This is a genomic window from Streptomyces sp. NPDC048269 (assembly GCF_040652395.1).
Classification (GTDB): domain Bacteria; phylum Actinomycetota; class Actinomycetes; order Streptomycetales; family Streptomycetaceae; genus Streptomyces.
This window is the reverse complement of the sequence record NZ_JBEZLW010000010.1, coordinates 108,312-121,694: the sequence shown is the minus strand read 5'-3', so window position 1 is coordinate 121,694 and position 13,383 is coordinate 108,312. Positions and strand designations below refer to the sequence as shown.

Below are 13,383 nucleotides of genomic sequence, written 5' to 3'. Positions count from 1 at the left end.
GGATCCCGGTGGATCCCTGCTGTGACAAGAGAGTGGGGCAGGAGGGCGCGGCGCCGTGAGGGCGGATGACGCACCCGGAGTGTGACGCCGTGCACTGATGGCGCGGTCAGCCCCTCGGGGTGGTCAGGCCGGGGGCTGCGACCGCGCGATCCGGCGCAGTACGTCCGGCCGTACGATCACCAGGACGCGGCGGCCGGTGATCACGACGCCGCGTTCGCGGAGCTCCTTGAGCTCCCGCTGGACCATCTCGCGGGAGGCCCCGACGGCTCCGGCGAGCTCTTCCTTGGTGAGCGGAACGGTCAGCTCCACGCCCGTGGGGGTGGCGCGGCCGTGGGTCCTGGCCAGGTCCAGGAGCAGGACGGCGAGGCGCTCGCGCACGCTCAACGACGCGAACTCCAGGCGGCGCCGGTCGGCGGCGCGGGTGCGGTCGGAGGTGAGGGCGAGCAGCTGGAGGGCGACCGCGGGGAAGGCGGCGAGGAACGCGCGGAACGCCTCGTGGTCGACGGCCACCGCCCGGACCGGCTCCAGCGCGGTCACGGTGGCCGAGCGGACGCGCCCGGTCAGGGCGGCGGCCTCGCCCAGGATGTCGCCGGGCCCGCGCAGGGCGAGCAGCGCCTGGTAGCCGTTGGGGGCGGCGACGGTCACCTTGGTCCAGCCGTGCAGGACCAGCAGGACGTGGGACGAGGGCTCGTGCTGGTGGATCAGGCGGTCGCGCGGCGCGAAGGCCAGTTCACTGCCGAGCGCGCGTAACGCCGTACCGTCCTCGTGCTCCAGCCGGGCCAGGAAGGGGACCCGGTCGTCCAGCCCTCCGTCGCCCGGGACGTTCTCCAAAGCCATGCGGCCCCCCGCCCCGATCCGTCAGGGCGGTCAATGTACTGACCTCGGGCCCCGCGCAGATCAGGAACCACGCTTTTGCAGCCGTACGATCACGGACAGTGCCCGGTCACGCGCTCCGGCCCGCGCGGCGGCGGCGCGCACCGGCCACCGTGACCGAAACCAGGGCCAGGAGGGCGAGGGTGGCGGCGGCGAGGCCCGGGGTGAGGCCCTTGGGGGTGAAGGTGCAGGAGACCTTCTTCGTCCCGGGGGCCAGGGGCAGCGACACCAGCCCGTGGAAGTCGCGCACGGGCGCGGAGCACCGCCAGCCCGGGATGTCCGTCATCGCGAACACCGCGGTGCCGGTGGCGCCCTCGGGAAGGGTGGCCTCGATGGTGTGGCCGCCCGTCCTGACCCCGGTGGCCCCGCCGGCGCTCAGCCCGGCGACGGCCTTGTCGAGCGCCGGGCGGTCCAGGCAGCCCAGCGGGTGGTCCCCGGCGGTCGCGCCCTGCGTACGGGTGTGCACCGTGACGTCGACCAGGCCGGAGGCGGGGACCGGGCCCAGCGGGACCACGCCGGACATCTGGTCCTCCAGCTGCCGTTCGGCGCCGCCCGTGCGGAGGGTGCCGTAGAGCTCGGGGGAGTACCAGTAGGCCTCGGAGCCAGGGGCGCACCGGGCCGCGTACGTCTGCTCGGTGGCGCTGCCGCCCCGGGTGACCTGCGGGACCTGGTAGACGGTGGCGCCCAGGACGTTCTCCTGGCGGGCGTAGACGCTGCCCGCGGGGTTCGGCGAGGCGTAGGGGGCGGAGCGGACCGTGACCAGCGGGGGAGCGGGGAACGTCGAGCCCGCCCAGCTGCCCGGGACGGGCCCGGGGCGGACCCGCGCGCCGATCGAGAAGATCGCGTCGAGCACCGGGTTGTCGGCGCCGAAGAAGGTCCGGCCGTCGTTCTTGAAGCCGTAGCCAAGGGGTTCCAGCGCCCGGTACGTGGCCTCCGGGAGGTAGCTGCTGTAGTACTGCGGCCCCTCTGCGCGCAGGGCGAGGGCGTCGTTGTACGAGGTCTGCGGAGCGCCCGAATCGGTCCGGTAGGCGGGCCAGCCGTCCACCCGCCGGACGGCGTCGTAGTGGTCGGCGATCGACCGGTTCGACGTGGCGGTCGGCTTCGCCCAGCGCTCGCGGGCCCGGCGGGCGTCCGCGTTGGCCGCGGCCACCGTGGACTCGGCGAAGACCGCGCCGACCATGAGGACGGCCGCGACGGGGATCAGGTACCGGCGCTTCTCGCCCAGCGCGAGCAGGATCAGCGCCAGCAGCGACGCGGCCCCGCCGCAGAGCACCGCGGGCCAGGTCGCGCCGCCGAAGTCGTCGGTGTGCCGCAGTACGAAGGTGGCCGCGACCAGCAGACCGGCGGTGAGCGCGAGGTGGAGCGGTCGCGGCCGGCCGGCCAGCGCCAGCCAGGCCACGACGACCACCATGCCGCTGAAGACGAAGGCCTCGCGGTACGGGTTGCCGTTGGGCACCGCCAGCCCGTGCCACACGTACTGCGTGGGCGGGAACTGGAAGGAGACGGCCACCAGCAGCGTCGCGGCCGCCCACACCAGGCGGGTCTTGCGCGCGATGGTGGCGTTGAAGACGAAGGAGCCCGCCAGGATCAGGCCGAGCGAGGCGATGTACAGGCGCGGACGGCCGCCCCACAGGTGGGTGGCCGGGAGCATGCCCGCGAGGAAGAGCTCGATCCGGACCGGGTCGAAGGCGGCGGCCCGGGTGGGCTGCGCCGAGCCGCTGGACAGGAACGACGGCAGCAGGAGCGGCAGGGTGAGCAGCACCCCGGTCGCGGCGGCCGTCGAGGCGCGCCACAGGACGCGCAGCCTCCCCCGCCCGCCCGTCATGTCGCGGGTGATCAGGCGGATGGCCAGCAGGACGCAGGCGGCCATCGTGGCCATCATCGCCGTGTAGAAGTTCCCGTACCAGGCGAGCGCGATCAGCAGAGCAGCGCCGGGCCAGCGGCGCTGCTCCAGGCACCACTCGACGGCGATGCCGAGCAGGGGCAGGGCGACCAGGCCCCACAGCCACATGGGGATGTACGAGGCGTCGCTGAGGGCCCAGCCGCACAGGCCGTAGCAGGCGCCGAGGACTCCGCGCTGCCACCACGGGCCGGCGTGCAGCTTGCCGAGGTACACCGTCATCAGGGCGGCGGCGGTGCCCATCGTGAGCGGGGTGAGCGCGAAGACGGCGAGGTCGACGTGGGCGCGCGGGACCAGGACGGTCAGCCAGGAGAAGGGATTGCCGAGGTACGTGTAGTAGTCGGACAGGAACTGCTGTCCGAAGCCGCCGCGCCAGGTGAAGAGCACGTCACCGGCGGCCCGGCCGTGGACCAGGTCCCACAGTGCGCGGTGGAAGGGCACGTACTGGTTGGCCTGGTCGTTGATGGCCCGGCCGGTGTTGCCGAAGGGGAAGGTGCCGCGCGCCACCCAGGCGGCGCAGAACGCGCCCGAGGTGATCAGGAAGGCGAGCAGGGGCCCGTACAGCGAGGCGAGCCGGGGACGGCGGCGGCGGGGGGCGGGAAGGCCCCGGGCGCTGTCGGGGCGCGGGCTGTCCGCCGTGAGCGGCTCCGAGGTGACCGTCCCCAATGTCCCGCTCCCCTGATGGTCGTGCCGTTTGGGCTGAATCGCTGGGCAGTGTAGTTCGCCGGGCGGGGGGCCGGGCCGCGCGCGGGGGCTCGCGCATGTGCTCGTACGGGGGCGCCGCGGGGGCTCGGGCGGGACGGGGCACGGGTCGTACGGGCGGGGGCGGGACCGGGTGGGGGACGACCGGGGGCCGGGTGCGGCACTCTTGGGGGGACTGACCTGGGCGTCCTTACCATGCCTCGACCACATATGCGAGTCGGCGGGGCCGTACCGGGGTGTCGCCCAGGCGGCGCACGGGTCGTGGCGATCTCCCCGCTCCGGCGGCCGCGCCTTTGTTTTGACCGGAGTGGTTGCGGTAGGTACGCTCAGACCTTGTGCCTGGGGTGTGCCTGGGCTCCCGTGCGTGTCCATCAACCGCAGGAGAGCCCGTATCGGCCACCGCGATCCATGCGTTTCCGTGCTTGCGCGGAGGTCCGCCGGATCCGACACACCCGACCGCGTGGGTCGGCAAATGTTCCAGGTTAGCTTCACTACACGGCACACAGAAACCGGAGAAGTAGTGCCTACGATCCAGCAGCTGGTCCGTAAGGGCCGGCAGGACAAGGTCGAGAAGACAAAGACCCCCGCGCTTGAGGCTTCGCCCCAGCGTCGCGGCGTCTGCACGCGTGTGTTCACGACCACCCCGAAGAAGCCGAACTCGGCGCTGCGTAAGGTCGCGCGTGTGCGTCTGACCTCTGGCATCGAGGTCACCGCTTACATTCCGGGTGAGGGACACAACCTGCAGGAGCACTCGATCGTGCTCGTGCGTGGTGGCCGTGTGAAGGACCTGCCGGGTGTTCGTTACAAGATCATCCGCGGTGCGCTTGACACCCAGGCTGTCAAGAACCGCAAGCAGGCCCGCAGCCGCTACGGCGCCAAGAAGGAGAAGTAAGAATGCCTCGTAAGGGCCCCGCCCCGAAGCGCCCGGTCATCATCGACCCGGTCTACGCATCTCCTCTGGTGACGTCGCTCATCAACAAGATCCTCCTGAACGGCAAGCGCTCCACCGCCGAGCGCATCGTTTACGGCGCCATGGAAGGCCTCCGCGAGAAGACCGGCAACGACCCGGTCATCACGCTGAAGCGCGCGCTGGAGAACGTCAAGCCGTCCCTCGAGGTCAAGTCCCGCCGTGTCGGTGGCGCGACCTACCAGGTTCCGGTTGAGGTCAAGCCGGGCCGTCAGTCGACCCTCGCGCTGCGCTGGCTCGTGGGTTACTCCCGCGCCCGCCGCGAGAAGACCATGACCGAGCGCCTCATGAACGAGCTGCTCGACGCCTCGAACGGTCTTGGCGCTGCCGTCAAGAAGCGTGAGGACACGCACAAGATGGCCGAGTCCAACAAGGCCTTCGCGCACTACCGCTGGTAGTTCAAACCCACATCGAGACCGAGAGAAGACTGAGCCGATATGGCTACCACTTCGCTTGACCTGGCCAAGGTCCGCAACATCGGGATCATGGCCCACATCGACGCGGGCAAGACGACCACCACCGAGCGCATCCTGTTCTACACCGGTGTGTCTTACAAGATCGGTGAAGTCCACGACGGCGCTGCCACGATGGACTGGATGGAGCAGGAGCAGGAGCGCGGCATCACGATCACGTCCGCCGCGACGACCTGCCACTGGCCGCTCGAGGACGTCGACCACACCATCAACATCATCGACACCCCGGGTCACGTTGACTTCACGGTCGAGGTGGAGCGTTCGCTCCGCGTCCTCGACGGTGCCGTCACCGTGTTCGACGGTGTCGCCGGTGTGGAGCCGCAGTCGGAGACGGTGTGGCGTCAGGCCGACCGTTACGGCGTGCCGCGCATCTGCTTCGTCAACAAGCTGGACCGCACCGGCGCCGAGTTCCACCGCTGTGTCGACATGATCAAGGACCGCCTTGGCGCGGTTCCGATCGTCATGCAGCTCCCGATCGGTGCCGAGGCCGACTTCCAGGGTGTCGTCGACCTGGTCACCATGAAGGCGTTCGTCTGGTCCGCCGAGGCGACCAAGGGCGAGATGTACGACATCGTCGACATCCCCGACACGCACACCGAGGCCGCTGAAGAGTGGCGCGGGAAGCTCGTCGAGACCGTCGCCGAGAACGACGACGAGATCATGGAGCTCTTCCTGAACGGCGACGAGCCGTCCGTGGAGCAGCTGCACGCCGCCGTCCGTCGCATCATCCTCGGCTCCGGCAAGGGCAAGGGCGAGCCCACGATCACCGCGGTGTTCTGTGGCACGGCGTTCAAGAACAAGGGTGTTCAGCCCCTGCTCGACGCTGTCGTCCGCTACCTGCCCTCGCCCCTGGACATCGAGGCCATCGAGGGCCACGACGTCAAGGACCCCGAGGTCGTCGTGAAGCGCAAGCCTTCCGACGAGGAGCCCCTCGCGGCGCTGGCGTTCAAGATCATGAGCGACCCGCACCTCGGCAAGCTCACCTTCGTCCGGGTTTACTCGGGCCGCCTGGAGGCCGGCACTGCGGTGCTGAACTCCGTCAAGGGCAAGAAGGAGCGCATCGGCAAGATCTACCGCATGCACGCGAACAAGCGTGAGGAGATCGACTCGGTGGGCGCCGGCGACATCGTCGCCGTCATGGGCCTGAAGCAGACCACCACCGGTGAGACGCTGTGTGACGACAAGAACCAGGTGATCCTGGAGTCCATGGACTTCCCGGCCCCGGTCATCCAGGTCGCCATCGAGCCCAAGTCCAAGGGTGACCAGGAGAAGCTGGGTGTCGCCATCCAGCGTCTCGCGGAGGAGGACCCCTCCTTCCACGTTCACTCGGACGAGGAGACGGGCCAGACCATCCTCGGCGGTATGGGCGAGCTGCACCTCGAGGTGCTGGTCGACCGTATGAAGCGCGAGTTCAAGGTCGAGGCCAACGTCGGCAAGCCGCAGGTGGCCTACCGCGAGACGATCCGCAAGGCCGTCGAGCGTCACGACTACACCCACAAGAAGCAGACCGGTGGTACCGGTCAGTTCGCCAAGGTGCAGATCGCGATCGAGCCCATCACCGAGACCGACGGTCCGGCGTACGAGTTCGTGAACAAGGTCACCGGTGGCCGCGTGCCGAAGGAGTACATCCCTTCGGTCGACGCCGGTGCGCAGGAGGCCATGCAGTTCGGCATCCTGGCCGGCTACGAGATGACGGGCGTTCGCGTCACGCTTCTCGACGGTGGCTACCACGAGGTCGACTCCTCCGAGCTCGCGTTCAAGATCGCCGGTTCGCAGGCCTTCAAGGAGGCCGCGCGCAAGGCTTCTCCCGTGCTCCTCGAGCCGATGATGGCCGTTGAGGTCACCACGCCCGAGGACTACATGGGTGATGTCATCGGCGACATCAACTCCCGCCGTGGCCAGATCCAGGCCATGGAGGAGCGTCACGGCGCTCGCGTCGTGAAGGGCCTCGTGCCCCTTTCGGAGATGTTCGGCTACGTCGGAGACCTCCGCAGCAAGACCTCGGGTCGCGCCAGCTACTCGATGCAGTTCGACTCCTACGCCGAGGTTCCCCGGAACGTCGCTGAGGAGATCATCGCGAAGGCCAAGGGCGAGTAACTCTTCGGAGTACACGCTTTAGGCTTGTCACCGGCAGCCTCTGGGGCAGCAGGAGTAACACTCCCGTTGCCCCGGGGACCGGCCGGCTTTCCAGCAAAGATCACCTGGCGCCGATCTGTAAGGCGTACAGAACCACTCTCCAGGAGGACCCCCGTGGCGAAGGCGAAGTTCGAGCGGACTAAGCCGCACGTCAACATCGGCACCATCGGTCACATTGACCACGGTAAGACGACCCTCACGGCCGCCATTACCAAGGTGCTGCACGACGCGTACCCGGACCTGAACGAGGCCTCGGCCTTCGACCAGATCGACAAGGCTCCTGAGGAGCGCCAGCGCGGTATCACCATCTCCATCGCGCACGTCGAGTACCAGACCGAGGCGCGTCACTACGCCCACGTCGACTGCCCGGGTCACGCGGACTACATCAAGAACATGATCACCGGTGCCGCGCAGATGGACGGCGCGATCCTCGTGGTCGCCGCCACCGACGGCCCGATGCCGCAGACCAAGGAGCACGTGCTCCTGGCCCGCCAGGTCGGCGTCCCCTACATCGTCGTCGCCCTGAACAAGGCCGACATGGTGGACGACGAGGAGATCCTGGAGCTCGTCGAGCTCGAGGTCCGTGAGCTGCTCTCCGAGTACGAGTTCCCGGGCGACGACCTGCCGGTCGTCCGCGTCTCCGCGCTGAAGGCCCTCGAGGGCGACAAGGAGTGGGGCGAGAAGCTTCTCGGCCTCATGGCTGCCGTCGACGAGGCCATCCCGACCCCGCCGCGTGACACCGAGAAGCCGTTCCTCATGCCCGTCGAGGACGTCTTCACGATCACCGGTCGCGGTACGGTCGTCACCGGCCGTATCGAGCGTGGTGTCCTGAAGGTCAACGAGACCGTCGACATCATCGGTATCAAGGAAGAGAAGACCACCACCACGGTCACCGGTATCGAGATGTTCCGCAAGCTGCTCGACGAGGGCCAGGCGGGCGAGAACGTCGGTCTGCTCCTCCGTGGCATCAAGCGCGAGGACGTCGAGCGCGGCCAGGTCATCATCAAGCCCGGTTCGGTCACGCCGCACACCGAGTTCGAGGCCCAGGCCTACATCCTGTCGAAGGACGAGGGTGGCCGTCACACCCCCTTCTTCAACAACTACCGTCCGCAGTTCTACTTCCGTACCACGGACGTCACGGGTGTCGTCACCCTGCCGGCCGGCACGGAGATGGTCATGCCGGGCGACAACACCGAGATGTCGGTCGCGCTGATCCAGCCGGTCGCCATGGAGGAGGGCCTGAAGTTCGCCATCCGTGAGGGTGGTCGTACCGTGGGCGCCGGCCAGGTCACCAAGATCACGAAGTAATTTCGTGCTCTGACCTGGTAGCTCGCTGAAGCGAGCGCCAAGTTGCACTGAAGGGCCCCGGCCCACCGCTTCGGCGGTGGGGCGGGGCCCTTCGGCGTTGCCGGGAGGGAACGGGCGAACGAGAGGAGGGCCGCACCCTTTCGGGTGCGGCCCTCCTCTCGTGACAGCGCAGACCAGGCGGGTCAGCCCACGCGCAGCGACTCGGTGAAGTCCTTGCAGGCGGCGTAGTCGGGCAGCAGCCCGGACGCGACCGCCTCGGCCAGCGACGGGGCGGCCTCGTCGCGCGCGGACAGCAGCGGCACGTCGGCCGGCCACTCGATGCCCAGGTCGGCGTCGAGCGGGTGAACCGAGTGCTCGCCGGTCGGGTTGTACGTCTCCGAGCAGAGGTACGAGAGCGTCGCGTCATCGCTCAGCGCGCAGAACCCGTGACCGAGGCCCTCAGGGATGTAGACCGCCCGGCGGTCCACATCGTCCAGGCGGACGCCCTCCCACTTGCCGAACGTGGGGGAGCCGACCCGCAGGTCCACGATGACGTCGAGCACGGCGCCGCGCACACAGGTCACGTACTTGGCCTGGCCGCGCGGCACATCGGCGAAGTGGATGCCGCGGACCACGCCCGCGGAGGAGACCGAGAGGTTCGCCTGCGCCAGGTTCAACGGGTGGCCGACCACCTCGGCCAGCCGGTCGAAGCGGTACCACTCGGTGAACAGGCCGCGCGGGTCACCGTGCAGCTGCGGGGTGACCTCGAAGGCGCCCTCTATGGAGAGTTCACGGAACTTCACCGTGCGTCCTCCTCGTCGAGCAGCGCCAGCAGGTAGTCGCCGTAACCGCTCTTGGTGAGCGGCTGGGCCAGCTCGCGCAGCTGCGCGGAACCGATCAGGCCGGCCCGCCAGGCCGCCTCCTCGATGCAGCCGATCTTGAAGCCCTGGCGCTCCTCGATGACACGGACGAACTCGGAGGCCTGCACCATCGAGACGAAGGTTCCGGTGTCCAGCCATGCGGTACCGCGGTCGAGGATGGTGACGTTCAGCTCGCCGGCCTGCAGGTACGCGTCGTTCACCGCGGTGATCTCCAGTTCGCCGCGGGCGCTGGGCTTCAGGCCGCGGGCGATCTCGACGACCCGGTTGTCGTAGAAGTACAGGCCCGGCACCGCGTAGCGGGACTTGGGCTTGACCGGCTTCTCCTCGATGGAGATGGCCTGGCCGTTCTCGTCGAACTCCACGACGCCGTACGCCGTCGGGTCCGCCACCGGGTACGCGAAGACCCGGCCGCCCTTGGAGTCGGTGTGCTGGGCGAGCCGGGTGCCGAGGCCGCTGCCGTGGAAGATGTTGTCGCCGAGGATCAGTGCGACGGACTCGTCACCGATGAAATCGGCGCCGAGGACGAACGCCTGGGCGATGCCCTCGGGGCGCTCCTGGACGGCGTACTCCAGCCGCAGGCCGAACTGCGAACCGTCGCCGAGCAGTCGCTCGAACTGGTCGCGGTCCTCGGGGGTGGTGATGATCAGAATTTCGCTGATACCCGCCATCACCAGGGTGGAGAGGGGGTAATAGATCATCGGCTTGTCGAAGACGGGCAGCAGCTGCTTCGAGACTGCCCGGGTCAACGGCCAGAGTCGCGATCCGGTGCCACCGGCCAAAAGGATTCCACGCATGGGTGAACCCTATGCGAGAGGGTGCGGGGGAGCCGAGCCAAGGGAATGTGACGTTCGGCAGGCCGCTAGACTCTTCGTATTATGCGCATCCTCGTGACCGGCGGCGCCGGCTTCATCGGTTCAGAATTCGTCCGCCAGCAGCTCGGTGCAGATGCCACGGCGCAGATCACTGTCTTCGACAAGCTGACCTATTCGGGCGTCGAGGCCAACCTCGCTCCGGTCGCGGACCACCCCGGCTACACCTTCGTCAAGGGCGACATCTGCGACGCCGAGGCCGTCGACCAGGTGATGCCCGGTCACGACGTCGTCGTGCACTTCGCCGCCGAGTCCCACGTGGACCGCTCCATCGCCGGCGCGGGCCCCTTCGTGATGACCAACGTGGTGGGTACGCAGGTCCTGCTGGACTCCGCCCGCAAGCACCGCGTCGGCCGCTTCGTCCACATCTCCACGGACGAGGTCTACGGCTCGATCAGCGAGGGCTCCTGGACGGAGGAGTGGCCGTTGGTGCCCAACTCCCCGTACTCCGCCTCCAAGGCGTCGTCCGACCTGCTGGCGCTGGCCTACCACCGCACCCACGGCATGGACGTGGTGGTCACCCGCTGCTCCAACAACTACGGGCACTACCAGTTCCCGGAGAAGGTCATCCCGCTGTTCGTCTCCAACCTGATGGACGGCAAGAAGGTCCCGCTGTACGGCAACGGCGGCAACGTGCGCGACTGGCTGCACGTCTCCGACCACTGCCGCGGCATCGACCTGGCCATGCGCAAGGGCCGCGCCGGCGAGGTCTACAACATCGGCGGCGGCACCGAGCTCACCAACAAGGAGCTCACCGGCGTGCTGCTGGAGGCCGCGGGCCTCGGCTGGGACATGGTCGAGCAGGTCGAGGACCGCAAGGGCCACGACCTCCGCTACTCGATCGACATCAGCAAGATCGGCGCCGAGCTCGGCTACGCGCCGCAGGTCACCTTCGAGGACGGCATCAAGGCCACCATCGACTGGTACCGCGAGAACCGCGCCTGGTGGGAGCCGCTGAAGGCGAAGGCGGCACTGCAGAAGTGAGGACCAACCCGCGAGCCGGGCGCTGGCTCGTCACCGGCGCCGCCGGGATGCTCGGCCAGGACGTCCTGACCGTCCTGAAGGCCTCCGGGATCGAGGCCGTGGGCCTGCGCCGCGCCGACCTCGACATCACCGACCCGGCCGCCGTCCGGGCCGCGGTCGAGGGCGCCACCGTGGTCGTGAACTGCGCCGCCTGGACCGACGTGGACGGCGCCGAGACCGCCGAGGAAGCCGCCACCGCCGTCAACGGCACCGGCGTGCGCGTCCTCGCCGAGGCGTGCGCCGCCGCCCATGTGCGCCTGCTCCACGTCTCCACCGACTACGTGCTGCCCGGCGACGCCTCGGAGCCGTACGGCGAGGACACCGCCACCGGGCCCGTGAACGCGTACGGCCGCTCCAAACTGGTCGGCGAGCAGGCCGTGGCCGAACTGCTGCCGCAGGACGGCTACGTGGTCCGCACCGCCTGGCTGTACGGCGAGCACGGGCCGAACTTCGTCGCCACCATGCTGAAGCTGGCCGCCCAGCGTGACACCCTCGACGTGGTCGACGACCAGCACGGCCAGCCCACCTGGTCCTACGCGCTGGCCCGCCACCTGGTCGAGCTGGGCCTGGCCGCGCTGAAGGGCTGGGCCATGGGCGGGATCTACCACGGCACCGCGAGCGGCCGGACCACCTGGATGGGGCTCGCCCGCGAGACGTACCGGCTGAGCGGGCTCGACCCCGAGCGGATCCGGCCGACGACCTCCGAGGCGTTCGTCCGCCCCGCCGTCCGCCCCGCCTTCAGCGTGCTCGCGCACGACCGCTGGGCCGAGGCGGGAATGGCCCCGCTCGCCGACTGGCGCGAACAGCTGGCCGAGGCGCTCGCCGCCCCGGCCTTCACGGCACTGGCCGAAGCGGCCCGGGACGGCCGTACGGGATGAAAACCCTGCTGAAGAAGCTGACCGCGGCGCTGCCGCCGGGCACCGTCGCGGTGGCCGGCGGCACCGTCGTGCTCGGCGCGGCCTCCTACGTCCACCTGGGCGTGGCCGGTCACAGCCTGGCCGATCGGGGCATGGCCATGGCGAACGTCTCGGTGCTGTGGACGATCGTGATGTCCATCGGCATCGGCGTCTTCTTCCCCATCGAGCAGGAACTCACCCGGATCGTCTCGGCCCGCGTGGTGCTGGGCCAGGGCACCGCCCCGGTGCTCCGCCGGGCCACCGTGCTCACCGCCGGGATCCTCGGCGCGACCCTGCTGGTACTGGGCCTCGGGGCGGGACCGATCGCGGACCTGCTGTTCCAGGGTGACCGGGGTCTCGTGGCCGCGCTCGGCGGCGCCTTCACGGGAATGGCCGTCTGCTACCTCACCCGTGGCGTGCTCGCGGGCCTCGGCCGGTTCGGCGCGTACGGCACCCAGCTCGCCGTCGACGGCGGCCTGCGGATCGTGCTCGCGGCGGGCTGCGCCGTACTGGGGCTGCACTCCGCGCTCGCCTTCAGCCTGGTACTGGCCCTCGCACCGGTCGCGGCGACCCTCGTCACCCTGCCGGCGCTGCTGCGCGCCGTCGGACCCGGCGAACCGATCGCCTGGCGGGACCTGTACAGCGGACTCGGCCTGCTGGTGTGCGCGACCCTGCTGTCCCAGCTGGTCGTCAATGCCGCGGTGATGAGCACCAAGGTGCTGGCCCCCACGGACGGCGCCCTGATCGGGGCCCTGCTCAGCGCGCTGGTCCTGGCCCGGGTGCCGCTCTTCGTCTTCGGCTCGCTGCAGGCCTCGCTGCTGAGCGGCCTCACGGCCGCCTTCACCGCCGGCGACCGGGCGGCTTTCTGGGCGATGCTGCGCCGGATCGGTGTGGTCGTCGGAGTGCTCGGGCTGCTCGGCGGCGTACCCGCCACCGCGCTGGGACCCTGGCTGATCGAGGTGCTGTTCAAGGCCGAACCGGTACTGGGCAGCCTCGACTTCTTCCTGATGTCCGCGGGCACCGTGGCGTACATGTTCGCGATGGTGCTCGGACAGGCGCTCATGGTATTCAAGCGGCACAACCTGCAGCTGCTCTGCTGGGCCGTCGGTACCGCGGTCCTGGTGGGCATCACCTTGATACCGGGCGATGTGGCCCTGCGCGTGATCGTTGCCTACGCGCTGGGTTCTCTCGTCACCGTGCTCGCTATGCTGGCGGCTCTGAGGCTGAGCTTCCCCGGAGCGGCTGCGCCGACCACCGAAGGGTCCGGGCAGATGGCCGACACAAGCAGCCCGGGCGTGGGCGCGGTCGGGAAATGACCATGCAGGCCCACGACGTCACACCGATCACCGAGCACTCGTTTGTGCCCCGTTCCGCTG

General features: G+C 69.5%; 11 protein-coding genes. 7 read left to right on the top strand and 4 right to left on the bottom strand.

Translation table 11 applies throughout. From position 1 onward, the window contains the following. Nucleotides 1-123 precede the first annotated feature (123 nt). Nucleotides 124-837, bottom strand: coding sequence for a Crp/Fnr family transcriptional regulator (locus AB0D48_RS14310; protein ID WP_362395221.1), 714 nt, complete (start codon nt 835-837; stop codon nt 124-126). Between the two features lie 106 nt (nt 838-943). Beyond that, nucleotides 944-3,439 (bottom strand): YfhO family protein, encoded by a 2,496-nt coding sequence (locus tag AB0D48_RS14305; RefSeq protein WP_362395218.1) that lies wholly within the window; start codon nt 3,437-3,439, stop codon nt 944-946. A 556-nt stretch (nt 3,440-3,995) separates the two neighbouring features. Here AB0D48_RS14305 and rpsL point away from each other — a divergent pair. The 4 genes from rpsL (at nt 3,996) to tuf (ending at nt 8,359) form a co-directional block, all read left to right on the top strand. Continuing rightward, entirely contained in the window at nt 3,996-4,367 is a 372-nt protein-coding gene (gene rpsL, locus AB0D48_RS14300) for a 30S ribosomal protein S12 (protein WP_007265893.1), read from the top strand. A gap of 2 nt (nt 4,368-4,369) precedes the next feature. Beyond that, on the top strand, nt 4,370-4,840 hold the full coding sequence (gene rpsG / locus AB0D48_RS14295; protein ID WP_007265894.1) for a 30S ribosomal protein S7: 471 nt from the start codon (nt 4,370-4,372) through the stop codon (nt 4,838-4,840). Nucleotides 4,841-4,879: 39 nt separating this feature from the next. After that, nucleotides 4,880-7,012, top strand: coding sequence for an elongation factor G (gene fusA, locus AB0D48_RS14290; protein WP_362395215.1), 2,133 nt, complete (start codon nt 4,880-4,882; stop codon nt 7,010-7,012). A 153-nt stretch (nt 7,013-7,165) separates the two neighbouring features. Further along, nucleotides 7,166-8,359: an elongation factor Tu gene (tuf, locus tag AB0D48_RS14285; RefSeq protein ID WP_030710320.1), complete on the top strand. Its 1,194-nt coding sequence runs from the start codon at nt 7,166-7,168 to the stop codon at nt 8,357-8,359. Nucleotides 8,360-8,541: 182 nt separating this feature from the next. Here the strand turns inward: tuf and rfbC are convergent, their stop codons facing one another. Both rfbC and rfbA read right to left on the bottom strand, forming a co-directional pair. Then, nucleotides 8,542-9,141: a dTDP-4-dehydrorhamnose 3,5-epimerase gene (gene rfbC / locus AB0D48_RS14280; RefSeq protein ID WP_362395211.1), complete on the bottom strand. Its 600-nt coding sequence runs from the start codon at nt 9,139-9,141 to the stop codon at nt 8,542-8,544. After that, nucleotides 9,138-10,013 (bottom strand): glucose-1-phosphate thymidylyltransferase RfbA, encoded by an 876-nt coding sequence (gene rfbA / locus AB0D48_RS14275; RefSeq protein ID WP_362395208.1) that lies wholly within the window; start codon nt 10,011-10,013, stop codon nt 9,138-9,140. Before rfbA ends, rfbC begins: the two co-directional genes overlap by 4 nt. An 81-nt stretch (nt 10,014-10,094) precedes the next feature. Here rfbA and rfbB point away from each other — a divergent pair, with 81 nt between their 5' ends. From rfbB to AB0D48_RS14260, 3 genes are read left to right on the top strand one after another with little or no spacing between them, the layout of a single operon-like run. Further along, the gene (gene rfbB / locus AB0D48_RS14270) at nt 10,095-11,072 is read left to right on the top strand and encodes a dTDP-glucose 4,6-dehydratase (protein WP_362395205.1); all 978 of its coding nucleotides are present in this window, start codon (nt 10,095-10,097) and stop codon (nt 11,070-11,072) included. After that, nucleotides 11,069-11,989 carry a dTDP-4-dehydrorhamnose reductase gene (gene rfbD / locus AB0D48_RS14265; protein WP_362395202.1) on the top strand — a complete coding sequence of 307 codons (921 nt, stop codon included), beginning with the start codon at nt 11,069-11,071 and terminating at the stop codon, nt 11,987-11,989. Before rfbB ends, rfbD begins: the two co-directional genes overlap by 4 nt. Next, nucleotides 11,986-13,323 (top strand): hypothetical protein, encoded by a 1,338-nt coding sequence (locus AB0D48_RS14260; RefSeq protein ID WP_362395199.1) that lies wholly within the window; start codon nt 11,986-11,988, stop codon nt 13,321-13,323. The genes rfbD and AB0D48_RS14260 overlap by 4 nt, the downstream gene beginning before the upstream one ends. Nucleotides 13,324-13,383: the final 60 nt, after the last annotated feature.